Source organism: Mycolicibacterium arcueilense (assembly GCF_058536225.1).
The window spans coordinates 868,914-893,888 of sequence record NZ_JBZTYL010000007.1 but is presented as its reverse complement, the minus strand read 5'-3'; the positions used below and the strand labels follow the sequence as shown (position 1 = coordinate 893,888).

The following is a 24,975-nucleotide window of genomic DNA, read 5'->3' as shown; positions in this document are numbered from 1 at the left end:
CATGGTGACGCCGAGCATCGAATACGGCCTGCTCTCCCCCATGCTGATCGTGTTCGGGGTGGGGGTGGCCGGTGTGCTGGTCGAGGCTTTCCTGCCCCGATCGGCCCGCTACCGGGTACAGGTCGTCCTTGCACTGGGCGGATTGCTCGCCGCCGTCGTGGCCGTCGTCCTGGTGGCCCGGGACCTTCACGGCACCCCCGGCCGACCCGCGGTGCTGGGCTCGGTGGTCCTCGATGCACCCGCACTGTTCCTGCAGGGCACCATCGCCGTCGTCGGCGCACTGGGGATCCTGCTGATCGCCGAACGGCAGCCCAGAACTGCCACGCAAGACGGCGTCGCCGGTCTGGACGGCTTCACGCCTCAGGCCTCCGCGGTGCCGGGAAGCGTGGCCGAGAAGATGGCCACCAAAGCCGGGGTGATGCAGACCGAGGTCTTCCCGTTGACCATGTTCGCCATCGGCGGCATGCTCCTGTTCCCGGCCGCCGATGATCTGCTGACCATGTTCATCGCGCTGGAAGTCCTTTCGCTTCCGCTGTACCTGCTGTGCGGGCTGGCCCGACACCGGCGGTTGCTGTCGCAGGAAGCGTCGATGAAATACTTTCTGCTGGGCGCCTTCTCGTCGGCCTTCTTCCTGTACGGCGCGGCCATGCTGTACGGCTACGCCGGTACCCTCGATCTGGCCGGAATCGCCACGGCCGTGGGCACCAAGGCACCCAACACTCCGTTGGCACTGATCGGTGTTGCCCTCTTGCTGGTCGGGGTGTTGTTCAAAGTCGGTGCCGTTCCGTTCCATTCGTGGATTCCCGACGTGTACCAGGGCGCCCCGACCGCGATCACCGCGTTCATGGCCGCGGGGACCAAGATCGCTGCGTTCGGCGCCATGCTGCGCATCTTCTACGTGGCGCTGCCGCAGTTGCGCGACGACTGGCGGCCCGTGCTGTGGGCGATCGCGATCCTGACCATGGTGGTCGGCACCATCACCGCCGTCACCCAGACGGACGTGAAACGCATGCTCGCCTACTCGGCGGTGGCCCACTCGGGTTTCATCCTCACCGGCGTGATCGCCGCCAACCCCGCCGGAGTGTCCTCCACGCTGTTCTACCTGTTCACCTACGGATTCAGCACACTGGGCGCGTTCGCGGTCGTCGGCCTGGTTCGCAACGCCGCCGACGAGGAGGAGACCTCGATGGCGCAGTGGGCCGGCCTGGGCCGGCGATATCCCATTGTCGGCGTGGTGTTTTCGCTGTTCCTGCTGGCGTTCGCCGGAATTCCGCTGACCAGCGGATTCGTCAGCAAGTTCGCGGTGTTCAAGGCCGCCGGTGAAGGCGGGGCCATCCCGCTGGTCATCATCGGCGTCATCGCCAGTGCCGTGGCGGCCTATTTCTACGTGCGGGTGATCGTGCTGATGTTCTTCACCGACCCGCCCGAGGAGGCACCCGAAGTCGTGGTTCCGAGTGGACTCACCACCGCCGTCATCACCGTCACCGCGGCCGTCACCTTCGCGCTCGGCGCCCTGCCGCAGCCGCTGCTGGACCTGGCCAACAATGCCGAGACCTTCCTGCGGTGAGTTCCTGCCTCGAGCAGTCGCTACATTCGACTCATGACGACGGTCCTGACCACTGACCACGGCGCCATCCGGGTCCTCACTCTGAATCGTCCCCAGTCGCGGAACGCGCTGGGACGCGAGCTCATCGAGGAGCTGTACGGCGCCCTGGACGACGCCGATACCGACCCGGCCGTACGGACGATCGTGCTCACCGGGACCGACCCGGCGTTCTGCGCCGGCGTCGACCTCAAAGAGGCCCAGACGCTCGGCATGGACTACTTCGAGAAGTTCCGGTCGCACAACTGCATCACCAAGACCGGCGAGTTGCGCACCCCGATCATCGGGGCGATCAACGGAGCGACGTTCACCGGCGGGCTGGAGATGGTTCTGGGCTGCGACTTCCTGATCGCCTCCGAGCGGGCGGTGTTCGCCGACACCCACGCCCGGGTCGGCATCCTGCCCGGCGGCGGGATGACCGCACGACTGCCTCACGTGGTGGGTGCGGCAATGGCGCGCCGGCTGTCGATGACCGGGGAGGTCATCGATGCCGCCCGCGCCGAACACCTCGGCCTGGTCACCGAGGTGGTTCCGCACGAGCGGCTGTTGGAGCGGGCACTGGAACTGGCCGGTCAGATCGCCGAGGTGCCGGGACCGACCATGGCCGGTCTCAAAGAGATCTACACCCGCGGCAGCCGGCCGATCGTCGGTCCCGCACTCGCCGCCGAGCAGGAGATCGCCGGCGCGCAGGCCCGGGATTTCGACGGTCTGGGTGACCGCTATCAGGCGGTGGCCCAACGTAACCGGGGTCAGATCGACAGCTAGCCCGTCGAGGCCGGCTCGATGATCGTCATCCCCGGCCCGGTGGGCGTGTCCATGGCGGCCATCGCCGCGCCCGCCTGCTCGAGTCCCACACGCCGGGTAACCAGCAACTCCGGTTGCAGTGCGCCGGACGCGAGGAGACCCAGCATCGCCGGGTAGTCGACGGCAGCCATGCCGTGCGACCCGAGGATCGCGAGTTCCTGGGCGATCACCCGGTCCATCGGAAGCGCGGTCTGTGCCGCATCACCCAGCAGGAGCCCGACCTGGATGTGCCGACCGCGCCGCCGCAACGAGGACACGGAGGCCGCCGCGACCGCCGGATGCCCGATCGCGTCGACCCCGATGTGTGCACCGCCGCCGGTCCGTTTCACCACGTCCGCTGCGGTGTCGGGGATCTCGGTGGCATTGATCAGCTCATCGGCTCCGAGACGGCTCGCGACGTCGAGCGCCTCGGCGCTGCGGTCCACGGCAACGACCTTGGCGCCGAACGCTTTCGCGATCATCACCGCCGACAGGCCTACCCCGCCGCACCCGTGAACCGCGACCCACTGCCCGGGCTGCACCTCACCGCGGGTGACCAGGGCTCGGTACGAGGTCGCGAATCGGCACCCCAGCGAGGCCGCCGCCACGAACGAGACCGCGTCGGGCAGACGGACAAGGTTGGCTTGCGCCCGCGGGACCGCGACCCGCTGCGCGAAGGAGCCGGGCAGAGTGAACCCCGGCTGGAGCTGGTCGGGGCACACCTGGGCATTGCCGGACACGCAGAACTCGCAGTGACCGCAACCCAGGACGAACGGCGCGGTCACCCGATCGCCCATCTGCCAGCCCGCTACCTCGGCGCCCACCGCCACGACGGTCCCGGCGAATTCGTGTCCGGGAATGATCGGCAAGGCCACCGGATCGTGTCCCCGCCAGGCGTGCCAGTCGGACCGGCACACGCCGGTGGCCGCCACCTCGACGACCACCCCGTCGTCGGGACATTCAGGGTCGGCCATGTCGACCACGACGGGCCGCCCACCCACCTCGGAATAGACCACTGCACGCACAGTTGCGATGGTAGGCCGACTCCTGCCCGGTTCAGCGATGCCGCGTCAGAATGAAGCCGACGGTGCGCCCGCCGAATCCCGGCAGGGCGGGCGTCGACATCTCGACCTGTTGTCGGGCCTGCTCGACGACGGGAGTCTGCGGGTCGAGCACCGACAGGTAAACCTCATGGGCGGCAAGAGAACTCACTGCCACATCGGTATAGTCGTCGACGACCTCGCAGTGCGACGGGTCCGGCCCGTTCTCGAAGAGCCAGGCCGGCGGGTCGGCCAGGCTGTCGTACGCCGCCGCGACGGCGTGGGCGAATTCGATGTGGTCACGCTGATTGGGTGCGCCGGGCGCCCAGCTCGGCCCGCTGTAGAGGGTGACGACGACGTCGGGGCTCACTGCCTCGATGGTCTCGGCGATCTTCGCCCGCAGTTCAGGGGTGTCGCGGATATTGCTGTCCGGAAAGTCCCAGAACGACACGTCATCAACCCCGACGATGGCCGCCGACCGCCGCTGCTCCCCCTCCCGCAACGGCCCGGCCTGTTCGGGCGGCATACCGGCGATGCCGACCTCACCACGCGAGGCCAGCGCGTACTTCACGGACTTACCCTCGTCGGTCCACTTCGCGACGGCAGCCCCGACGCCGTACTCGGGATCGTCCGGGTGCGCCACCAACACCAGCGCGGTTTGCCAATCGGCGGGAAACGGTTGCACGGCCATCGCTAACTCACCCGGGTGTTGTGGGCGGAACGGATCAGCCAGCGTTCGTCGTTCTCGACGAGGACGTAGCTGATGATGCCGCTGCGGTCCTGCGCCTTCGCGTCCGGCTGGACGTGGTCGGGCCAGTCCCAACGGGTGTGCACCAGCGCCACCCCCGGTGCGATCTCATCGATGGCCTCGACCCGCTGCGTGTAGTTGTGCTTCTGCCGGACAACGGATTCCGGAACATCGCGGTGCCCTTCGACATTGTCTTGACGCGAAGTCCACCACAATCCGCTGTGCGCGACGAAGTCGGCGTCCTCGGTGAAGTACCGGCCCCAGCCATCCATGTCGTGCGCTACCCACAGGTCGGTGGTGGCGGCGATGACGGCCCTGATGTCCTGTCGGTCCTTCAGATTCATTCCACCAGTGTCGGACCTCAACCGTGGTTCATGTCAATGCCTCAGGCCCAGTACGGCGGCCGGTGGGCGGCGCCGGGATGGTCAGGCGAGAGCAACGGTCCGGCCCCTCCCAGATGCTCACGGAGTGTCACCCGCTCACCGTGGTCGGGCACCCTGCCGCGACGACGCAGTTCGGGCACGACATGGCGGGCGAAGTCGACGAAGGTGCCCGGTGTGGTGACATAGGCCAGGTTGAACCCGTCGACGTCGGCCTCGTCGGCCCAGCGTTCGAGTTCGTCGGCGACCTCCGTCGCTGAGCCCACCACCACCGGCCCACGCCCGCCCAGACCGACCTCGTCGGCCAACTCCCCCGCCGTCCAGTTCCGGTCCGGCGTGGTAAACGATGCCAGCGCCGAACGATTGGCCTCGGTCTGCACGTATCTCAGCGGTTCGTCGGCACCGAGCTCGGCCAGATCGACCCCGGTCCAGCCGCCGAACAGCGCCAGCGCACCGTCCGCGCTGACGTACTGCCGGTAGTCGTCCAGCTTGGCCACGGCCGCCTCATGGGTCTCTGCGACGATCGGGGTCAGCATCGTGAAAACCTTGATGGACCGGGGATCTCGTCCGTGCTCAGCTGCAGCGGCGCGCAGCGCCTTGACCGGCTCGGCGACAATCTCGGGCGTCGGGCCGGAAACGAACACCGCCTCGGCATGCGCCGCGGCGAACCGGACCCCTCGCGGCGAGGCACCCGCCTGAAACAGCACAGGGGTGCGCTGCGGAGACGGTTCGCACAGGAACGGCCCTGGGACGCTGAAGTAGCGACCCTTGTGCTCGATGTCATGGACTTTCGCTGGGTCGGTGAACACGCCCCGTTCCCGGTCACGGACGACGGCGCCGGGTTCCCACGATGCCTCCCACAGCTTGTAGCAGACCTCGAGGTACTCCTCGGCGATGTCGTACCGCTCGTCGTGTGGGATCTGGGTGTCCAGTCCCAGATTGCGTGCGGCACTGTCGAGATAGGAGGTGACGATGTTCCAGGCCACCCGACCGCCCGTCAGGTGATCCAGGGTGGAGAAACGACGTGCCAAGGCGTAGGGCTGCTCATAGGTCAACGACGCCGTGACACCGAATCCCAGGGTTTCGGTGACCGCTGCCATGGCCGAAACCGCCAGCGTCGGGTCGTTGACGGGAACCTGTGCGGCATCGGCCACCGCCGCATCCCGTGAACCGCCGTAGACGTCGTAGACGCCGAGCACGTCTGCGAGAAACAGCGCGTCGAAGCCACCGGCCTCCAGCGTGCGGGCCAGCTCCGTCCAGTACCCGAGTTCGCGGTACCGGTAGCCCCGATCTTCGGGATGACGCCACAACCCCGGGGACTGGTGTCCGACACAGGCCATGTCGAAGGCGTTGAGGTAGATCCTGGTCATGATGCATCCCCGATCTCGTCCAGATGTGTTTCCCGCGCGAAATAGGCGGCGGTGAAGGTGATCGCCGTCAGCACCGCGAAATACCCCACGATCAGCCAGGGGCTGCCGCCGCCGGCGACCAGCAGGGCCGCGGCGATCAGCGGTGCGAAGCCTCCCGAGAGCACCGCACCGATCTGATAACCCAGCGAAGCACCGCTGTAGCGCAGCCGTGTGTCGAACAGTTCCCCGAACCAGGCGGCCTGTGGACCGTACATGGCGTCATGGGCGACGTTGACGCCGAACACGATCGACAACACGATCGCGATGTGCGATCCGGTTCCGGCGGCGACGAAGAACAGGATCAGGGCCAATACTCCGGCCACCGCACCGAACAGATACGGAGGACGCCTACCGACCCGGTCGGACAGCACGGCCCACGCGGGCGTGCTGATCAGGCCGACGGCAGACGCGATCAAGACGGCTGTCAACCCGACCTGACTGCCCGCTGACGACGAATCCTGCAGGTATGTCAATGAATACGTGGTCAACAGGACAAACAGGGCGATCTGCGAGAACCGCAGTGCCGTGGTGATCAACACATTGCGCGGCTGCGTGCGCAATACCTCCAGCACCGGCAGCCGCGCCACCTCGCCGCGATCCCGGACCTGGGTGAACACCTCGGCATCGGTAAGCCTCAGCCGGATCACCAGACCGACGACGACCAGAACGGCACTGAGCAGGAAGGGGATTCGCCAACCATAGGCCAGGAAGGTGTCGGGCCCGGCGATTGTCCTGGTGAGGTAGAAGACCGCCGTCGACAACAACATGCCCGCCGGCGAACCCAATTGGGTGAAGCTGCCGAACAGACCGCGTCGACCGGCCGGCGCGTGTTCCACCGAAAGTAATGCCGCACCACCCCATTCGGCACCCACCGCCAGACCCTGGAGCAACCGCAGGAATACCAGCAGCACGGGCGCGATCAGCCCGACCTGGGCGTAGGTCGGCAGGAGTCCGATCGCGAAGGTACTGAGGCCCATGCCGACGAGTGCCGCTACCAGAACCGATTTGCGGCCCAGACGATCGCCGTAGTGGCCTGATATCAGGGCGCCCAGGGGCCGGGCCCCGAACCCCGCGGCATAGGTCGCGAACGCGGCCAGTGTGCCTGCGGTCGACGAAATATTCGGGAAGAACAGCGGTTTGAAGACCAGGGCCGCAGCCGTGGCGTACAGGTAGAAGTCGTACCACTCGATCGTGGTGCCGACCGCACTGCCCAACGCGACGGTGCGCGCACTCGGCTTGGCGGTGGCCAGTGAACGTGGGTCGGTAACAGTCACGTGGCCGCAGGTTATGCGGCGTCGGGAGCGCCCGGAAGATTTGTCCTCAGTGTGACGTAAAGGCGTCGGGCGTCATGGTTTGACGGTCGCCCCGTGCACCAGGATGGCCGCCGTCTGCGCCACCCACTCGTCGTCGAGTTCACGTTCCGGCCACAGCAGCATCCGCAGCATGGTCGAGCCGCCGATGAGCTCCACCAGGCGGTCGGGGTCGACATCTGGTTGGACCTCACCCCGCACGATGCCGTCGACGATCCGGGCTCGCACGGTGACGAAGGTCCCGGCGAACCTCTGCATCACGCGGGAGTTCAGGTCGGTGTCGGCGACGACGTCCGCGACCAGTCCGGGCAAGGCCGCACGCATGACCGGGCTGGTGAACACATCGCGGGCGGCGCCGATCATCGCCCGAATGTCGGCGGCGATGTCACCGGCCGGCGCGGTCAGACCTGACGCGGTCGCGGGGAACACCGCCTCGTGGACCAACTCGGCCTTGCTCGACCACCGGCGGTACAGCGCGGTTTTCGTGGTCTGCGCGCGCTCGGCGACCGCGGCCATCGTCAGGTTCGCGTAACCGATTTCGACAAGCAGGTCCACGGTGGCCTGCAATATGGCAGCGTCGATGCGCGGGTCACGGGGACGCCCCGCTCCGGCGGTCTTGCCAACCGGTGATGGCTCTGCTTTCATAACGCTACTAACAGTATCGTAATTGTGGCCGTAAGGAACAGTTGAATGGCAAACGAGGCCGTGGACGCTCCTGTGGAGAACGTCGACCACCTGCAACGCTCCAGCCGCGACGTCACCACCCTCCCCTCGGTGCTGTCGAAATGGCTGTCCTCCGTGATGCCGGGCGGTGTCACCCCCGAAATCACCGTGGAAAGCGGTGTGGACTCAAACGGTATGTCCTCAGAAACGATCATGCTGACCGGACGCTGGCAGGAGAACGGCGAGCCGAAGGAGCAAAAGTGGGTGGCCCGCGTCGCCCCCACCCAGGACGATGTCCCGGTGTTCTCGTCGTACCGGCTGGACCACCAGTTCGAGGTGATGCGGCAGGTCGGCGAACTCACCGACGTGCCCGTCCCCAACGTGCGCTGGATGGACACCACCGGCGAGGTGCTGGGCACGCCGTTCTTCCTGATGGACCGGGTCGACGGCCAGGTTCCGCCCGATGTCATGCCCTACACCTTCGGCGGGAACTGGTTCGCCGACGCCCCGATCGAACGCCAGCGCGAACTGCAGGACAGCACCGTGGCGGTGCTCGCCAAGCTGCATGCGATCCCAGATGCCGCAGAGCGGTTCGGGTTCCTGTCCGAGATCGATCCGCCCGGGGACACCCCGCTGCGCCGGCACTTCGGCTGGCTGAAGGACTGGTACGAATTCTCGGTCCCCGATATCGGCCGCTCACCACTCGTCGAGCGAGCGCTGAAATGGCTCGAGGACAACTTCCCCGAGGACGTCGCGGCGTCCGAAACCGTTTTGACGTGGGGTGATTCGCGTATCGGCAACGTGCTGTACGACGACTTCCGCCCTGCTGCCGTCCTCGATTGGGAGATGGCGACCCTCGGCCCCCGCGAGCTCGATGTCTCCTGGATCATCTTCGCGCACATGGTGTTTCAGGAGCTGTCCGGCATGGCCGGATTGCCCGGTCTGCCCGACGTAATGCGTGAGGAAGATGTCCGCGCGACCTACCGCGAGTTGACCGGGGTAGAACTCGGCGACCTGCGCTGGTTCTACATCTATTCGGGCGTCATCTGGTGTTGCGTGTTCATGCGCACCGGCGCCCGGCGCGTGCACTTCGGCGAGACCGAGAAGCCCGACGATGTCGAAACGATGTTCTACCACGCGCCGTTGCTGCGGCGCCTGATCGAGGAGTCCTAAATGCTCGGCCCGATGGACGAATACCCCGTCCACCAAGTCCCCCAGCCGATCGCCTGGCCCGGCTCGTCCGACCGGAACTTCTACGACCGTTCGTATTTCAACGCCCATGACCGCACCGGTGACATCTTCGTCATCACCGGTCTCGGCTACTACCCCAACCTCGGGGTGAAGGACGCCTACTTCCTGGTACGGCGCGGGGACGAGCAGACCGCCGTGCACCTGTCCGACGCGATCGATCAGGACCGGCTCAACCAGCACGTGCTCGGCTACCGGGTCGAGGTCACCGAACCGCTGCGCAAGATCCGGATCGTGCTCGACGAGACCGAGGGCGTCGCCGCGGATCTCACCTGGAACGGTCTGTTCGACGTGGTACAGGAGCAGCCGCACCTGATGCGTCAGGGAAACCGGGTCACGCTCGACGCCCAGCGCTTCGCCCAAACCGGTTCCTGGAGCGGCCATCTGGAGATCGACGGCCAGCGCATCGACGTCGACCCGGAGACCTGGATCGGCTCCCGCGACCGGTCCTGGGGCATCCGTCCGGTCGGTGAGGCCGAGCCTGCGGGGCGTCCGGCCGACCCGCCGTTCGAAGGCATGTGGTGGCTGTACGTCCCGATGGCATTCGACGACTTCTCGATCGTCTTCATCATCCAGGAGGATCCCAGCGGATTCCGCTCGCTCAACGACTGCAGCCGGGTCTTCAAGGACGGCCGCGTCGAGCAGCTCGGCTGGCCGCGGGTGAAGATCCACTACCGCTCCGGCACCCGGATCCCGACCGGCGCCACCATCGAGGCCACCACGCCCGACGGCACGCCCGTCCGGTTCGACGTGGAATCCAAACTGCCGGTGCCGATCCACGTCGGCGGCGGTTACGGCGGCGACGTCGACTGGATCCACGGCGTGTGGAAGGGCGAGAAGTTCACCGAACGGCGCACCTACGACATGACCGATCCGGCCGTCGTCGGCCGCACCGCGTTCGGTGTGATCGACCACGTCGGTCGCGCCGTCTGCACCGAAGGCAACGGTGCACCGGTCGAGGGTTGGGGCCTGTTCGAGCACGGCGCACTCGGCCGCCACGATCCGTCCGGCTTCGCCGATTGGCTCACCGTCGCCCCGTAGCTTGTCACTCGCCAGCTGGCTGTTTGTCATGCCAGAGTGGCTGCCGCCGCCGGCAGCCACTCTGGCGTGACAATGCAGCGCGGGCCCATGCCACGGCGTCACGCTGGCGTGACGCTCGGGCTTGAGTGCCACTCTGGCGTGACAATGCGGCGGGAAAGCGCGGCAGCGGAAAGCTCGGCAGGACGGCTACGCAGCCCAGAACAGCGCGCCCGCGCCGATCGCCTCGACCAGGCAGTAGAACCAGTTGGGGTAGAACGACGTACGTTCGTCGAACACCGCCGATACACCGCGGCCGACTGCCATCCCGGCCAGCGCGGCGCCGACGGTGATCAGGATCCCGGTGCGGACCTCCCCCGGCGTCACGGCCGCGTAGGTCAGCACCGCGGCGATCGCGATACCGAAACCGCCATACACGCCACGGACTTCCGCGCGGGCTGCGGCCGTTCTGAGGTCGTAGTCGAACGGACGCAGAATCGTCTGCGGAGCTGCCAGGGCGTAGACACCCATGCCGAGGAAGAACACCCCGGCCACGACGATCACTGCGATAACCACGGTAGCCTCCTGATCAATTGATGAGGAGGCCAGCATGCCGCCTGAACCCGGACCCGCGCTTCCACAAACCTGCTGCCCGACGGTCTGGCTATGGCCGGGGCAGGCGCTCTACGCCGGGCCGGGACTCGGCCTTGAGCCGCATTCCGGATCGGTGTGGTGCCTGGCCGTCGGCATCGACGGGCCGCTGACCGTGACACTCCAGGGCAGCGCAACCGTCGCACGCAGCGTGTTGATCCCGCCCCGGCTCACCCATCACCTTTCGATGCAGGGCGGGTTGGTGTCGAGCTACCTCGATCCCAGCTCGCAACGCAGCGCGTCGTGCCGGCAGCAGTTCACCGAGTTCCGGGACGGCATCGGGGTAGGCCATGCCGCCGAGACCAGACTGACGGCCATGCCGGAGGACGACGAGGCCGCGCGGCGCTGGCTGGACCTGGCCGCCCCGGATACCCCTCATCCGCTGCCGCCGATGCCGGGTTCGCCAGCCCGTCACACCTGGCCGACACCTTCAAGACCACGTTCGGGCTGTCGGCGACGCAGTTGTTGACGACGGGGCTGCGCATCCGCACGCCGTGACGTGGTTGGACAGCATGCCTCATACCGCGTAGGAGACCACCAGTACGAAGGCCGAGAACAGCAGCATGCCTATGCAATTGATCCAGAATTCCTGTTTGAGAAATCGGGCGCGGTAGTGCGCATAGCAGGCGCACAGGAAATAGACGACAATTCCCACATTGGCCGAGAACGCCACGCCTGGATATTTGAGACCGGCAATCAACCCGACGCCGGCAAGAAGTTTGACCACGATCAGCACCCACCACCAGTCACGAGGGAGTCCGACACCATCGAGGCATCCTTGGATGAATCGCGGCGGCTTGAGCGAGATCAGCGCGTCCCCGAGGATCACGATCGCCAGAATTGCGGTGAGCCACCACCAGTGCGGCGTGTCGATCACAATCATTCTCCTTGTCGGGTTGGTGCGATGACGCACTCGATGACGTCGCGTAGTTGGTCGGGCACCGACCGGTGTCCCAATGCCTGGTTGTTGCCGCTGAGCACAATGCCCAGGTATGCGAAGTAGATGGTGCGAGCATTGCGCGCGGCATCAGACTCGCCGAGACCGAGGTGCAGCAGAGCGGATTCGATTTCGCCCACCAGGATTTCTGCCAGATCACCAAAGATGCTCGAAGTGTGATCTCCGCGAACAATGATCGACGCATACCGGCGTGAGAGGGCTGGATCTTCGGCGAAGTAGGTCAGGAACGGTTCGAACAGTTTGGCGATCGCCTTCGGCGCATTCGTGTGAGATGGCCTTCGGGTGAGACTTTTCCGGTTGGCGTGCACCGCTGCGATCCGGTCGTCGAACACTGCCACCAACAAGCCGTCTTTGTCTCCGACGCTCATCACGGTCCCGCTGCTCACTCCGGCATCGGTTGCGATCTGCCGAACAGTCGTCGAATCAAAGCCTTGCTCGCGGAACAGCTTTTCGGCGGTCGCCAAAACCTTGCGCTGGGTTGCATCCCGCTGTTCGGCCCTTGACTGAACATGTTCAGTGAACATGTTCAGGACACTGCCACCTCGTCGGGCGCCGTGTCAAGGACGAGATTGTCCGAACGGTGGAAAAGGCGGCACACCAGCCACACTGGTCGCCGCGTGGGGGCTGCGGTTGGAACCGTTTGCCCTGCGCATCCGCACACCGTGACGTGACGAGCGTGCACAAACCGCTGACGAAATACGGCGTGTCGGGCAGCAGACACGCACGGTCGCGGTGCTTAGGAGGCCACCGACTCGGCAGCAGGGGCGCGGCCGAAGACCATCGACTCGTCGATGCGGTCGAAGCGGTGGTCGATGGCATCCAGCACGTAGTTGTGCCGCACGTGCCACGGCCGCTTGGTGCCCGAACGCGGCAGCGCATGCTCGGAACGCTGGATATAGCCGGCCTCAAGGTCCCAGGTCCGCTTCTCCGGCATCGGCGCCGCACCCTTGTGCGGGTAGGCGTGGGTGTAGCCGTGAGCGCCCATGTAGGCCAACAGGTTTGCGAACGCCCGCGCGGTCATGTCGGCGCGCAGCGTCCACGACGCGTTCGTGTAGCCGATGCACCAAGCCAGGTTCGGGACATCCTCGAGCAGGAACTCCTTGTAGACATACCGCTCGGTCGGCTTGACCTCGTGACCGTCCAGCGACAACCGGATGCCGCCGAGGGCCTGTAGTTGCAGGCCGGTCGCGGTGACGATCACGTCGGCATCGACCCGCGCGCCCGACTTCAACACGATGCCCGCGGCGTCGATGTGGTCGATGTGATCGGTGACGACATCGACCCGTCCGTCGCTGATGTGCCCGAACAGATCCCCGTCGAGCACCAGGCACAACCGTTGATCCCACGGCTTGTACCGCGGCTTGAAATGTACGTCGACGGGATACCCCTCGGGCAGCAGGGCCACCGTCCGGCTGCGCAGGAACCGGCGACCGAGGTCGGGTGCCTTACGGAAGAAGAAGTAGCTCAGCACGTGGATCATCGCGTTGCGGAACCGCACGATCTGATGAGAGAGCTTGCGCGGAAGAAACTTACGGATCGCCTGCACCGAGGGAACGATGCGGTCCGCCGCCACCATGTAGGTCGGTGAGCGCTGGAGCATCGTGACGTGCGACGCCTGCTGTGCCAGAGCGGGCACCAGACTGACCGCGGTGGCCCCACTGCCGATCACCACGACGCGCTTGCTCGAGTAATCCAGTGACTCGGGCCAGAACTGCGGGTGCACGACGTCGCCACCGAACGTCTCGATGCCGGGGAACTCCGGGGTGTAGGGCTCGTCGTAGTTGTAGTAGCCGGTGCCGCAGAACAGGTACCGGCACCGGAAGGTCACGGCCTGGCCGTCCTGCTCGGTATGCACCGTCCAGGTGTCGGTGCCCGAATCCCAATCCGCCGACAGCACACGGGTGTTGAACCGGATATGGCGGTCGATACCGTGTTCCCGGGCAGTCTCGGTCAGGTAGTCCCGAATATCGCTGCCGTCGGCGACGTTCTCCGGCCGGGTCCAGGGTTGATACGGGAAGCTCAGCGTGAAGATGTCGCTGTCCGAGCGGATCCCCGGATACCGGAACAGGTCCCAGGTGCCGCCGATCCGCGCCCGGCGTTCCAGCACGGTGTAGGTCAGCCCGGGACTCTTCTCGTGGACACGATAGGCCGCGCCCAGCCCCGAGATCCCGGCCCCGATGATGAGCACATCCGAATAGTCCGGATCCGCCGCCTGGCGATCACCGCCCATGGCGAACCTCCTTTGGTCCCGACGAGTACCACCCACCCTAGGCGTTCAGTCGCGCAGCGCGTCGACGATCTGGGCAAGCGAATCCACCGCGATCGGGCCGGGTTGGTACAGGCAGATCCGCTCGGACACCCCGGCCACGCGGTCCCGGATGTGGGCGGCGACATCGGCGGGGCCACCGCAGGCCGCGATGGTGTGCAGCACCTCGTCGTCGATCAGCGAACCCATCTCCTGCCAGCGGCCCTGCTTGGACAACGCGTTGAGTTCCGGCTGCAGGTCACCCCAGCCGTGCACGTCCAGCACCGGGCGATAGGCCGGGGTCGAGCCGTAGAAGGCCAGCAGCCGCCGCGTCGCGTCGTGAGTCGGGTCATTTTCGGATCCGACCGACACGATGATCTCCGGAACGATCGCCAGCTCTCCCGCGTCACGTCCGGCGGCGGCGAGCCCGTCACGCACCGCGGGCAACGTCGCCTCGTGCAGGAACCGCTTCGACCCGAACGGCATGACCAGCAGGCCGTCGGCGAACTGCGCGGTGGCCCGGGTGAGCCGCGGGCCCAGCGCACCGACATAGATCGGCGGCGGACCGTACGGGTTGTCCCGCGGGGTGAACGTGGGCGTCATCAAGGTGTGCCGGTAGTAGTCGCCTCTGAAATTCAAGGAGTCGAGTCCGTCTGGGTTCTCCCAGGCAGCGAAGATCGCCCGCAACGCCGCGACGAACTCGGACATCCGGGCCACCGGCCGGTCGAAGTCCGCACCGAAGCGCTTCTCGATCTGTGTCCGGATCTGGGTACCGAGCCCGAGCGTGAACCTTCCACCGGACAGGATCTGGTGGTCGATCGCCTGGTGTGCCAGGTGAATCGGGTTACGGGGAAACGCAATTGCCACATTCGTCATCAGGTCGAGATCCCCGACCGTGGAAGCGAGCGTCAGCGGGGTGAACACGTCGTGGGGTCCCTCGAAGGTGAACACCCCACTGGCACCGGCCTCGCGCAGGGCCGCAGCCCGACCCATCGCGTCGCGCGGCCCGAACAACGCTGTCATGACCTTCACGCGTGAGAGCCTAGACAGGTGAGCATCCCAACGAGCACCGATGTCGTCGTCGTGGGTGCCGGTTTCGCCGGCCTGTCCGCTGCCCGCGCCCTGACCCGGCTCGGACACGAGGTGGTGGTGCTCGAGGGCCGCGACCGGGTTGGCGGACGCTCGTCGACCACCACGATCGCCGGCGTGCCGGTCGACCTGGGCGGCACGTTCGTCGGCCCCACCCAGGACGCGGTGCTGGCGCTGGCCGACGAACTCGGGTGCCGCACCGTGCCCACCTACGACCGCGGCAAGAACCTGATTCGCTGGCATGGCCGGGTCCGGTCCTACCGCAGCACGATCCCGCGGCTGTCGATGATGGAACTGTTCGACGTATCCCGCATCCAGTGGCGCTTCGAACGGCTCTGCCGGCTCATCCGGGTCAATGAGCCGTGGAAGAGTTCGAACGCCGAGAAGCTCGACGAGCTCACGCTGGAGCAGTGGCTGCGCTCGGCCGGGGCCAACGCCTCGACGCGCAACCTCATGGCGATCATGTCCCGGGTCACGTGGGGCGCCGAGCCCGACGAGGTGTCGATGTTGCACGCCGCCCGCTACGTCAAGGCCGCCGGCGGGCTCGATCGCATGCTCGACGTCCGTGGCGGCGCCCAACAGGACCGGTTTCCCGGCGGCACCCAGCAGATCGCGTCGAAGATGGCCGAGGAACTCGGAGATCGGGTGGTGCTCGACGCCCCGGTGGGCCGCATCGAACGCCACGACGACGGCACCGTCGCAGTGACATGTCCCTCCGGCGTGGTGCAGGCACGCGCGGTGATCGTGGCGATCCCGCCACAGCACCGGACCGGGATCGAGTTCAGCCCGGCGCTGCCCAAGCCATATACCGACTTGGCGGCGAACTGGCCGCAGGGCAACCTCAGCAAGGCATATGCCGCCTATGAACGACCGTTCTGGCGCACCAACGGTTGCTCAGGCGAAGCATTGTCCGACGAGGGCCCCGTCTTCATCACCTTCGATGTGAGCCCGGCGGACGGCAGTTCCGGCGGACCCGGAATCCTGCTCGGGTTCACCGACGCCCGCACCTTCGACCGGTTGTCACCCGCGGAGCGCCGCGAGCAGGCACTGTCCGGGTTCGCCACCCTGTTCGGCGACGCGGCCCGCCAACCGATCGATTACGTCGACCACTGTTGGAGCGCAGAGCAATTCGCTCCGGGCGGGCCGACGGCGGCGGTGCCGCCGGGATCGTGGACTCAGTACGGCAAGTGGCTGCGGGAACCGGTGGACGCGATCCACTGGGCCGGCACCGAAACCGCGAATGAGTGGACCGGGTTTCTCGACGGAGCGGTGCGGTCCGGCCAGCGTGCGGCCGCCGAAGTCGCAGGTCGCCTTACTGATTGACCACCTGGGGCGACGCGACCGATTCGGCCAGCGCCCGCAACTGGGCGTTCACCTGCGACGGGCATTCCAGGATGGCGCAGTGCCCACCGGGCATCTCGACGAAGGCATGCAGGTTCGGAGCGTCGGCGGCGATCCGGCGGGCGGCGTTGATCGGCAGCAAGCGGTCCTTGGAGCTGCCGATCACCAGCGTGGGCACCGACAGGTTCTGCAGCGAGATGTGTTGTGGGCCCAGCCCGTTCACCAGCGTGCGGGCCCAGCCGCCGCGTCCGGCGGCCGGAGTCTCGGCGAACAGTTGATAGATGAACTCAGCGACCGACGGATCGGCGTCACGGCCCACTGCCAGACGGGCGACGAAACGCTTGTTGGGGCGCTCGACGATCCGCGGCATCCGCGTACCGCCGAAGGTCCGGATCGCCGTGCCGGCTGCCCGGGCCCGCGTCGACGCCAGCGGGGCCGGGACCCTCAACAGCTTCACGTCGCGCACCAGGTCTCCGGTGGTGGTGTTGATCAGTGCGACGGCGTCGGCACGGGCGGGAACCCGGGCCGGATAGCGTTGCGACCATGAAGTGATCGCGATACCGCCCATCGAATGCCCGGCGACGACGGCACGTTCACCAGGCCTCAGCGTGGCATCGAGTACCGCGTCGAGATCGGCGGCGAGGTGGTTGAGGCTGTAGCGATGACGCCCGCGCGGGGTCTCGCTGTGGCCGTGTCCGCGATGGTCGTAGGCGATGACGCGGAAGTCCGTGGCCAGATCGGCGATCTGGTGCGCCCAGACGCCGATGGCACACGTGATGCCGTGAGCCAACACGATCGGGTAGCCGTCCTCGGGCCCGAACACCTCGGCATGCAGCCGCACGCCGTCGACGGCGCGCACCTCGACAGTGCGTCCCGGTGGTAGCTGGGGAAGGGTCATGATGCTCCGATCGTTGGCGTCGTTGCCGGGTGAAACAGAGGCATTACGAGCTTACCGTTTGGGTAATCAGCACGGGTTTTACCACGTCAGCGGACTTTGCGGCGGCCCACGCGCGGCCGAAGTCGTCGAACGGGTAGCGGCTGACGAACTTGTCGAGCGGTAGTTCGCCACGCCGGTACAGATCGACCAGGCGCGGGATGAAGGTCTGCGGTTCGCTGTCTCCCTCGACCACACCGCGCACGCTCAGCCCCTTGCCCATGATCGCGGCGACCGGCAGTTCGGCCGTCAGCGCGCCGAGGCCCAGTAGCGCCAGGGTGCCGCGCTCGCGCAACACCGTGATCGCTGTCATCAGGACGTCCGGGCGCGCGGTGGTGTCGACTGCCGCGGCCGCTCCCCCGGTCAGCTCGTGCACGGCCGCGGCCACGTCGCCGCCGGCGGTCGGGTCGATCGTGGCGGTGGCACCCAACTCGATTGCCAGCGAACGTCGTTCGGCGATCGGGTCGACTGCGACGACGGACCGGCACCCCGCAATGCGGGCGCCCATGACCGCGGAAAGCCCCACCGCGCCGGCCCCGAACACCACAAGTGCATCCGTGGGTTGCGGCGCAAGCACATTGAGCACGGCGCCCACCCCGGTCTGCACGCTGCAGCCCAGTGGGGCGGCCAGCGCGGGGTCGATCGGCTGGGGCAGCACCACAGCGTTGCGGCTGCCGGCGATCGCATACGTGCAGAAACTGGACTGGCCGAAGAAGCCGCCCCCGATGGGGACACCGTCGGCGTGCAGCGCGCTGGACTCTCCGCGGGTGCCGCGCATGTTCAGGTCGGTGGAACGTTCACAGTAAGCCGGGGTGTCCGCCTGGCAGTTGGAGCAGGCGCCGCAACTGGCGAAGGTGAGAACGACCTGGTCCCCCACCGCGGGTACGGCATCCGGCCCCGCCTCGATGACCGTGCCCGCACCTTCGTGACCGAACACCATCGGCAGCTTTCGAAACCGCGCCGCGACACTCACATCGGTGTGGCAGATGCCCACTGCGTCGATGCGAACCAGCACTTCGTCGCCGCGGGGTGGACGAATCTGCACGTCGGTGAGCTGGGGATCGGCTCCGGCGTCGAGCACCACCGCAGCGCGGGCGTTGAGCATCCGGTGATGCTAAGCCACGGACTTGACACCTGTCACAATTGGCTGGCGACCCACCAGAAGGAGACAACGATGCGTGCAGCACAGATCACCCGACTCGACGGTCCGGACGCGGTGCGGGTGGCCGAGGTGGAGGAGCCCTCCAGTGCCGAGGGCGCCGATCAGGTCGTGATCGACGTCCACGCCGCTGGGGTCGCCTTCCCTGACGCCCTGCTCACCCGGGGTCTCTACCAGTACAAGCCGGAGCTTCCGTTCACCCCGGGCGCCGAGATCGCCGGCGTGGTGCGCAGCGCCCCCGCCGATGCCCATGTCGCCGCCGGCGACCGCGTGCTGGGCCTGACCATGCTGTCGGGCGGCATGGCCGAAGTCGTCGCCCTGCCTTCCGAGCGCGTGTTCCCCCTACCGGACGCCGTGTCGTTCGAGGCCGGCGCCGGCATCCTGTTCAACGATCTGACCGTCCAGTTCGCCCTGCGCACCCGCGGCCGGCTGGCCGAGGGCGAGACCGTCCTGGTGCACGGCGCCGCGGGCGGCATCGGCACCTCGGCGCTGCGGCTGGCCCCGGCATTGGGAGCCGCGCGCACCATCGCGGTGGTATCCACCGAGGAGAAGGCCGAGATCGCCAGGGCGGCAGGCGCTTCCGACGTGGTGCTGGCCGACGGGTTCCGCGATGCGGTGAAGGAACTCACCGGCGGGCGGGGCGTGGACATCGTGGTCGACCCGGTCGGCGGGGATCGCTTCACCGACTCGCTGCGATCACTGGCCGTGGGCGGACGGCTCCTGGTCATCGGGTTCACCGGCGGCGAGATCCCTACCGTGAAGGTCAATCGCCTACTGCTCAACAACGTCGACGTCGTCGGCGCGGGGTGGGGCGCCTGGACGTTCTCCCACCCCGGCTACCTGCAGGAGCAGTGGGCCGAACTGCAGCCCCTGCTGGCCTCCGGCGCAGTGCCCGCACCACAGCCCGAGGTGTTTCCGCTCGAGCAGGCCGCACAGGCCATCGCGTCGCTGGAGAACCGCAGCGCCAAGGGCAAGGTGGTGCTGAAGCTGCGGTGACCCGGGAATAACAGCGCTCGCGCCGGTGTTGCGGGGTGCGTGAGTGAACATGCCGAACTGAGCCCGACCGACTGGGTACGCGACCAGACCCAACGCATCCTGGAACAAGGCACCACCGAGGGCGTCGAGGTGCTCGACCGTCCGATCGTGCTGTTCACGACGACGGGCGCCAAGTCCGGCAAGAAGCGGTACGTACCGCTGATGCGCGTGGAGGAGAACGGCCGCTACGCGATGGTGGCCTCCAAGGGCGGCGCACCGGAGCATCCGTCGTGGTACTTCAACGTCAAGGCCAACCCCGCCGTGACCGTGCAGGACGGCGACAAGACCGCGTCGCTGACCGCCCGCGAAATCTCCGGTGACGAGCGCGAACACTGGTGGAAGCTCGCCGTAGAGGCCTACCCGCCCTACGCCGAATACCAGACCAAGACCGACCGACAGATTCCGGTCTTCATCGTCGAATGACGACTACCACCATCCGAGGGCGTCGGACATCTGCCGCGCCAACTCGGTGGTGAGTGTCCGCACGTAGGTCGCCGACAGGTGGTGGGCATCGTGGTACACCAACACGTTGCCCTCCACGGCGCGGCAGATCGTCGGCCGGCACACCGCATCGGTGAGGTCGAGAACCTTCATCAGCGGATAGTCGGCCAGGTAGTCAAGGGTCGGATTGCGTTGCGCCAGGGCTTCGTTGCGCGGTACCCCACAGGACTCGACGTCACCGCCCTTGGACAGGCAGTCCACCGGCGAGAAGAACCAGCCGTCACGGAGCATCCACGGCGTGTCACGCATGCCGAGCATCGGAATCCCATTGGCGGACAACTCATCCCATATGCCCAGATAGTAGTCGGGCACGTAGTCGCCCGGGCCGTTGAGGATCGGGCGCGTCGAGGTGAAGAACACGTAGTCCGGTCGGTCGGCGATGATCTGCGCCAAGGCGTTGTCCGACCACGTTCGACAGGACGGATATTTCTCGAACGACCCCGCGATGATCGGCACGGGTTTGGTGGTCAGCGGACAACCGAACTTCAGGTAGGTGGTCACCTTGACGCCGTGTTGGCGTCCGATCTGATGTAGCGCCGTCAGCCAGTGCTCGGAATGCGACCCACCCGCCAACGCGATGGTGTGGGCGCCGTTGGGATCTCCGTACACGCAGGTGACGACCTCGCCACCGGTGAACCCCGTGACGCAATGATCGATCGACGACGGCGGGATGTCGTCATCCGCTTCCAGCGCGCTCGGGCGCATCGGCAGTTTGGCGACCCGGTGATTCTCGGTGAGCGCGAGCGCGCCCGGGTAGTCCCGCATCGACAGCATGCTGAGTTCCGCGCCGCTGGCCCGGGCGAGGGCGACATGTCCGCGCCACATCAGCGACGACGCCACCAGCAGCACCGTCATCAGCAGCACCGCGGCACCCGGCACAGCCCACATGCGGGCAAGCCGATACCACCGGGCTTGCCATTGCGCCCTGGCTGACCATGCGGTGAGCCAGGCAATCAGGACGGCGGCCAGAGCGACAGCGGCGCCATCGGCCAGGCCGACGGCATCGTCATTGATGAAGGCCAGCCAGAAGATCAACAAGGGCCAGTGCCACAGGTACAGCGGGTAGGCCATCGATCCGAACGCGACCAACGGGCCGCTGCGCAGGATTTCGTTCGCCCTCGGCGGCATCGCCTGGGCTGCGCTGACTATCACCAGCACGGTCGCCGCCACCGGAATCAACGCCCAGGCGCCCGGGGACTGCACCGTCCGGTCCGTGAGCACACCGCACACCAGGATCGCCGCCAGACCGGCCGCGGCGACACCGGCGCGCAGCCAACCCGGCCACCGAAGTCGACCCACCGGCCCGGCCACAAGGGCCGCCGCGAGAACCCCGGCCAACACCTCCCAGGCCCGGGCGAAGGTGCTGTAGTAGGCGAGCATCGGGCTATCCGACTGCGTCGTGACCGCGTAGTACAGCGAAGCCGCCAGCGCGACAGCGGACATCCCGACCAGGATTGTGGGTCGTGCGAGGCGTCCCCGACGCGCCGTCACCGCCATGACCACCCCGGCGAGCACAAAGAACGCCAGAGTGAACTGGCCCAGCATCGAGAGCGCCCACAGGTGATGCAGCGGGGTCACTGTCTCGCCGGCCTGGACATAGTCGTCGGCCGAGCCCAGCAACTGCCAATTCTGATAGAAGCCCAGGCTGGCCAGGGTCTGATCAGCGAAGGCCTCCCACCTGGTCTCCGGCTGGACAAGAACCGTCAGCACCGCACACACGGCCAGCACGAGAACCAACGGAGGCACCACCCGGCGCACCACCCGGCCCATCTCTGCGGCCAGCGCCGCGGGGCTCGCCAGGCTGCGCAGAACCCGACCACCGATGAAGAAGCCGGTCAGAACCAGCAGGACATCCAGCCCGCCGCAGGCCCGCCCGAACCAGAAATGGCAGATGACGACCATCACGATGGCCATACCACTCAACCCGATCAGGTCATCGCGAACCCGCCGCGCAACGGAAGGTACGAGAACCGGATCGCCAACAATCACCTGCACACTGAACTTTCCCTGGGGTGTCTTCGCCGGTCACTGACGACGGAACACCCTCGGGCCACGCCGTTCGCCGCACCGAGCATAGGCCACCCAACCGGGTGGTCAGGTCCGGCAACCGGGTACCCGAATTCTCCCTATCGGACAGGTAGTAAGCCCCTGTTGTACGAATCGGACATAGGCATGTGCGCGCGGGCAAATCTAGCCTGGAGGCATGACCGCCACCGCCACACCGGCTGCCAAGAAGTCCACCTACCGGCCGCTGGAGCTGTTCGACACCGACCGGTTGCTCGACGACGACGAACGCGAGATCGCGGCGACCGTGCGCAAGTTTGTCGATACCCGCCTGCGGCCCAACGTCGGCGAATGGTTCGAATCGGCCACCCTGCCCCGGGAGCTGGCCAAGGAGTTCGGCAAGCTCGGCGTTCTCGGTATGCACCTGCAGGGCTACGGCTGTGCGGGCACGAACGCCGTCAGCTACGGGCTGGCCTGCATGGAGCTGGAGGCCGGCGACAGCGGGTTCCGCAGCTTCGTCTCCGTCCAGGGCTCGCTGTCGATGTTCTCCATCTACCGCTACGGCTCGGAGGAACAGAAGAACGAATGGCTGCCCCGGCTGGCCGCCGGTGATGCGATCGGCTGCTTCGGCCTGACCGAACCCGACTTCGGTTCCAACCCGGCCGGAATGCGCACCCGCGCCCGCCGCGACGGAAGCGACTGGGTGCTCAACGGCACCAAGATGTGGATCACCAACGGCAACCTCGCCGACGTGGCCACCGTGTGGGCGCAGACCGACGAGGGCATTCGCGGCTTCCTGGTGCCCACCGACACCCCGGGCTTCACCGCCAACGAGATTCACCGCAAGCTCTCCCTGCGTGCCTCGGTCACCTCCGAGCTCGTGCTGGACAACGTCCGGCTGCCCGCCTCGGCGCAGCTGCCGCTGGCCGAAGGACTGTCTGCCCCGCTGTCGTGCCTCAACGAGGCCCGGTTCGGCATCGTGTTCGGCTCACTCGGTGCGGCCCGCGACAGCCTGGAGACCGCGATCGACTACGCCGGCTCGCGCGAGGTGTTCGACAAGCCACTGACCAGCTACCAGCTCACCCAGGAAAAGCTCGCGAACATGACGGTCGAACTCGGCAAGGGGATGCTGCTGGCAATCCACCTGGGCCGCATCAAGGATGCCGAAGCGGTACGGCCAGAGCAGATCAGCCTGGGCAAGCTCAACAACGTCCGCGAAGCACTGGCCATCGCCCGTGAATGCCGGACAATGTTGGGCGGCAGCGGCATCACCCTCGAATACTCGCCGCTGCGCCACGCCAACAACCTCGAATCCGTCCTCACCTACGAGGGCACCTCCGAGATGCACCTGCTGTCCATCGGCAAGGCGCTGACCGGGCAGGCGGCCTTCCGTTGATGACCGCTGCCATCGAGCACCTGATCGGCGGACAATGGGTACCCGGCACCGGCGACACGCTGCTCAGCGTGAACCCGGCACAACCGAGTCTGGTTGTGGCCCAGGGAAGTAATGCCCGCACTTCCGACGTCGACGCCGCGGTGGCCGCCGCCACCGCGGCAGCGCCGGCCTGGGCCGCCACCCCGATGCACCAGCGCGGCACGGTCCTGCTGGGCGCCGCGGACATCGTCGACCGCCACGCCGAGGCGTGGGGGCTCGAGCTGGCGCGTGAAGAGGGCAAGACGAAAGCCGAAGGCGTCGGCGAGGTTCGGCGGGCCGCCCAGATCCTGCGCTACTACGGGAACGAGGGTGATCGGCAGGCAGGCGAGATCTACGCCTCGCCCCGGGCCGGTGAACAGATCCTCATCACCCGAAAGCCGCTCGGCGTGGTCGGGGTGATCACCCCGTTCAACTTCCCCATCGCCATTCCGGCCTGGAAGATCGCGCCCGCATTGATCTACGGCAACACCGTCCTGTGGAAACCGGCGAGCACCGTTCCGCTGCTGGCGATCCGACTCGCCCAGGCGCTCAGCGACGGCGGCCTGCCCGCCGGCGTGCTCAACCTGCTGATCGGCGGATCCGACGTCGGCAACGCCATCGTCGACCACCCCGGCATCGACGGCATCACGTTCACCGGTTCCACCGGGGTCGGACGGCGTATTGCCGCGTCCGCAGCCGCGCGCGGAGTCCCGGCGCAGGCCGAGATGGGCGGTAAGAACGCCGCCGTCGTGCTCGACGACGCCGATGTCGAACTGGCCCTCGAGCAGGTGATGCTCGGCGCGTTCCGCTCGACCGGTCAGAAGTGCACCGCCACGTCCCGCCTGATCGTCACCGACGGGATCGCCGACGAGTTCCTGGCCGCGCTGGCCGAGCGCGCCGCGTCCCTGACGGTCGGGGATCCGACCGACGACGCAACCCAGATGGGGCCTGTCGTCAATGACGCTGCACACCGGTCTATTTCGGCGGGGATTCAGAACGCTGCCGCGCAGGGTGCCACGGTGTTGACCGGTGGCACCCCCTACTCGGAGGGCCTGCTGGCCGAGGGCTACTTCATCGCACCGACCGTCGTCGAACTCAACGGCGAAGCCGCCGACGTGTGGACCGACGAATTGTTCGGACCGGTCCTTGCCGTCAAGCGGGCCGCCGATGCCGACGCCGCGTTCAGCCTTGCCAATGACAGCGAGTTCGGGCTCTCGGCAGCGATTTTCACCCAGGACCTGACCCGGGCGCTGCAGGCTGTCGAGCAGATCGACGTCGGCGTGCTGCACGTCAACTCCGAGTCTGCCGGTGCCGACCCGCATGTACCGTTCGGCGGAGCCAAGAAGAGCGGGCTCGGCCCCAAGGAGCAGGGCGGCGCCGCACGGGAATTCTTCACCCACACCACCACGGTGTACCTGCGGGGCGGGCGGCCGGGCGCATGAA

At 67.1% G+C, this 24,975-nt stretch carries 24 protein-coding genes; 10 read left to right on the top strand and 14 right to left on the bottom strand.

Annotated elements, in window-relative coordinates:
• Window position 1 precedes the first annotated feature (1 nt).
• The gene (gene nuoN / locus AC4LGL_RS08515; protein ID WP_491838327.1) at window positions 2-1,567 is read left to right on the top strand and encodes an NADH-quinone oxidoreductase subunit NuoN; all 1,566 of its coding nucleotides are present in this window, start codon (window positions 2-4) and stop codon (window positions 1,565-1,567) included.
• Between the two features lie 33 nt (window positions 1,568-1,600).
• The gene (locus AC4LGL_RS08510) at window positions 1,601-2,368 is read left to right on the top strand and encodes an enoyl-CoA hydratase (protein WP_491838326.1); all 768 of its coding nucleotides are present in this window, start codon (window positions 1,601-1,603) and stop codon (window positions 2,366-2,368) included.
• Here AC4LGL_RS08510 and AC4LGL_RS08505 read toward each other — a convergent pair.
• From AC4LGL_RS08505 to AC4LGL_RS08480, 6 genes are all read right to left on the bottom strand, one after another.
• Window positions 2,365-3,411, bottom strand: a complete 1,047-nt coding sequence (locus AC4LGL_RS08505) for a zinc-dependent alcohol dehydrogenase family protein (protein ID WP_491838325.1) — start codon at window positions 3,409-3,411, stop codon at window positions 2,365-2,367. The genes AC4LGL_RS08510 and AC4LGL_RS08505 overlap by 4 nt on opposite strands.
• Before the next feature lie 31 nt (window positions 3,412-3,442).
• Window positions 3,443-4,117, bottom strand: a complete 675-nt coding sequence (locus AC4LGL_RS08500) for a PIG-L deacetylase family protein (RefSeq protein ID WP_491838324.1) — start codon at window positions 4,115-4,117, stop codon at window positions 3,443-3,445.
• 2 nt (window positions 4,118-4,119) lie between these two features.
• Window positions 4,120-4,518 carry a YybH family protein gene (locus tag AC4LGL_RS08495; protein WP_491838323.1) on the bottom strand — a complete coding sequence of 133 codons (399 nt, stop codon included), beginning with the start codon at window positions 4,516-4,518 and terminating at the stop codon, window positions 4,120-4,122.
• A 41-nt stretch (window positions 4,519-4,559) separates the two neighbouring features.
• Window positions 4,560-5,924 carry an LLM class flavin-dependent oxidoreductase gene (locus AC4LGL_RS08490; RefSeq protein WP_491838322.1) on the bottom strand — a complete coding sequence of 455 codons (1,365 nt, stop codon included), beginning with the start codon at window positions 5,922-5,924 and terminating at the stop codon, window positions 4,560-4,562.
• A complete protein-coding gene (locus tag AC4LGL_RS08485) occupies window positions 5,921-7,213 on the bottom strand; it encodes an MFS transporter (protein WP_418022649.1) in 1,293 nt (430 codons plus the stop codon). Before AC4LGL_RS08485 ends, AC4LGL_RS08490 begins: the two co-directional genes overlap by 4 nt.
• Window positions 7,214-7,309: 96 nt before the next feature.
• Window positions 7,310-7,918: a TetR/AcrR family transcriptional regulator gene (locus tag AC4LGL_RS08480; RefSeq protein WP_064878888.1), complete on the bottom strand. Its 609-nt coding sequence runs from the start codon at window positions 7,916-7,918 to the stop codon at window positions 7,310-7,312.
• A gap of 45 nt (window positions 7,919-7,963) precedes the next feature.
• On the opposite strand from AC4LGL_RS08480, the gene AC4LGL_RS08475 reads away from it, so the two are divergent.
• A complete protein-coding gene (locus tag AC4LGL_RS08475) occupies window positions 7,964-9,109 on the top strand; it encodes a phosphotransferase family protein (RefSeq protein WP_491838321.1) in 1,146 nt (381 codons plus the stop codon).
• Complete coding sequence (locus AC4LGL_RS08470) at window positions 9,110-10,225, top strand: Rv3169 family protein (RefSeq protein ID WP_491838320.1); 1,116 nt, start codon at window positions 9,110-9,112, stop codon at window positions 10,223-10,225. It begins immediately after the preceding gene.
• A gap of 186 nt (window positions 10,226-10,411) precedes the next feature.
• Here AC4LGL_RS08470 and AC4LGL_RS08465 read toward each other — a convergent pair whose 3' ends face one another.
• Window positions 10,412-10,813, bottom strand: a complete 402-nt coding sequence (locus AC4LGL_RS08465; RefSeq protein ID WP_491838319.1) for a DUF4345 domain-containing protein — start codon at window positions 10,811-10,813, stop codon at window positions 10,412-10,414.
• Between AC4LGL_RS08465 and AC4LGL_RS08460 the strand changes: the two genes are divergently transcribed.
• On the top strand, window positions 10,812-11,321 hold the full coding sequence (locus tag AC4LGL_RS08460) for a hypothetical protein (RefSeq protein WP_491838318.1): 510 nt from the start codon (window positions 10,812-10,814) through the stop codon (window positions 11,319-11,321). The genes AC4LGL_RS08465 and AC4LGL_RS08460 overlap by 2 nt on opposite strands.
• Window positions 11,322-11,369: 48 nt before the next feature.
• On the opposite strand, the gene AC4LGL_RS08455 is transcribed toward AC4LGL_RS08460, so the two are convergent.
• The 4 genes from AC4LGL_RS08455 to AC4LGL_RS08440 form a co-directional block, all read right to left on the bottom strand.
• The gene (locus tag AC4LGL_RS08455) at window positions 11,370-11,735 is read right to left on the bottom strand and encodes a DoxX family protein (RefSeq protein ID WP_491838317.1); all 366 of its coding nucleotides are present in this window, start codon (window positions 11,733-11,735) and stop codon (window positions 11,370-11,372) included.
• Window positions 11,732-12,334, bottom strand: coding sequence for a TetR/AcrR family transcriptional regulator (locus AC4LGL_RS08450; protein WP_491838316.1), 603 nt, complete (start codon window positions 12,332-12,334; stop codon window positions 11,732-11,734). The genes AC4LGL_RS08455 and AC4LGL_RS08450 overlap by 4 nt, the downstream gene beginning before the upstream one ends.
• Before the next feature lie 212 nt (window positions 12,335-12,546).
• On the bottom strand, window positions 12,547-14,040 hold the full coding sequence (locus tag AC4LGL_RS08445; protein WP_491838315.1) for a flavin-containing monooxygenase: 1,494 nt from the start codon (window positions 14,038-14,040) through the stop codon (window positions 12,547-12,549).
• A 45-nt stretch (window positions 14,041-14,085) separates the two neighbouring features.
• Window positions 14,086-15,078 carry a TIGR03617 family F420-dependent LLM class oxidoreductase gene (locus AC4LGL_RS08440; RefSeq protein ID WP_491839306.1) on the bottom strand — a complete coding sequence of 331 codons (993 nt, stop codon included), beginning with the start codon at window positions 15,076-15,078 and terminating at the stop codon, window positions 14,086-14,088.
• A gap of 27 nt (window positions 15,079-15,105) precedes the next feature.
• Here AC4LGL_RS08440 and AC4LGL_RS08435 point away from each other — a divergent pair, with 27 nt between their 5' ends.
• The gene (locus AC4LGL_RS08435) at window positions 15,106-16,467 is read left to right on the top strand and encodes a flavin monoamine oxidase family protein (RefSeq protein WP_491838314.1); all 1,362 of its coding nucleotides are present in this window, start codon (window positions 15,106-15,108) and stop codon (window positions 16,465-16,467) included.
• On the opposite strand, the gene AC4LGL_RS08430 is transcribed toward AC4LGL_RS08435, so the two are convergent.
• Together AC4LGL_RS08430 and AC4LGL_RS08425 are read right to left on the bottom strand one after the other, a co-directional pair.
• On the bottom strand, window positions 16,457-17,383 hold the full coding sequence (locus AC4LGL_RS08430) for an alpha/beta fold hydrolase (protein WP_491838313.1): 927 nt from the start codon (window positions 17,381-17,383) through the stop codon (window positions 16,457-16,459). The genes AC4LGL_RS08435 and AC4LGL_RS08430 overlap by 11 nt on opposite strands.
• 43 nt (window positions 17,384-17,426) lie before the next feature.
• A complete protein-coding gene (locus tag AC4LGL_RS08425) occupies window positions 17,427-18,524 on the bottom strand; it encodes an NAD(P)-dependent alcohol dehydrogenase (protein WP_491838312.1) in 1,098 nt (365 codons plus the stop codon).
• Window positions 18,525-18,593: 69 nt separating this feature from the next.
• Between AC4LGL_RS08425 and AC4LGL_RS08420 the strand changes: the two genes are divergently transcribed.
• Both AC4LGL_RS08420 and AC4LGL_RS08415 read left to right on the top strand, forming a co-directional pair.
• Complete coding sequence (locus AC4LGL_RS08420) at window positions 18,594-19,574, top strand: NADPH:quinone oxidoreductase family protein (RefSeq protein WP_491838311.1); 981 nt, start codon at window positions 18,594-18,596, stop codon at window positions 19,572-19,574.
• 39 nt (window positions 19,575-19,613) lie between these two features.
• Window positions 19,614-20,036 (top strand): nitroreductase family deazaflavin-dependent oxidoreductase, encoded by a 423-nt coding sequence (locus AC4LGL_RS08415; RefSeq protein WP_491838310.1) that lies wholly within the window; start codon window positions 19,614-19,616, stop codon window positions 20,034-20,036.
• Window positions 20,037-20,039: 3 nt separating this feature from the next.
• Here the strand turns inward: AC4LGL_RS08415 and AC4LGL_RS08410 are convergent, their stop codons facing one another.
• Window positions 20,040-22,028, bottom strand: a complete 1,989-nt coding sequence (locus AC4LGL_RS08410) for an acyltransferase family protein (protein ID WP_491838309.1) — start codon at window positions 22,026-22,028, stop codon at window positions 20,040-20,042.
• Between the two features lie 289 nt (window positions 22,029-22,317).
• Here AC4LGL_RS08410 and AC4LGL_RS08405 point away from each other — a divergent pair, with 289 nt between their 5' ends.
• Entirely contained in the window at window positions 22,318-23,514 is a 1,197-nt protein-coding gene (locus AC4LGL_RS08405; RefSeq protein WP_491838308.1) for an acyl-CoA dehydrogenase family protein, read from the top strand.
• Window positions 23,511-24,974, top strand: a complete 1,464-nt coding sequence (locus AC4LGL_RS08400; protein ID WP_491838307.1) for an aldehyde dehydrogenase family protein — start codon at window positions 23,511-23,513, stop codon at window positions 24,972-24,974. The genes AC4LGL_RS08405 and AC4LGL_RS08400 overlap by 4 nt, the downstream gene beginning before the upstream one ends.
• Window position 24,975 lies beyond the last annotated feature (1 nt).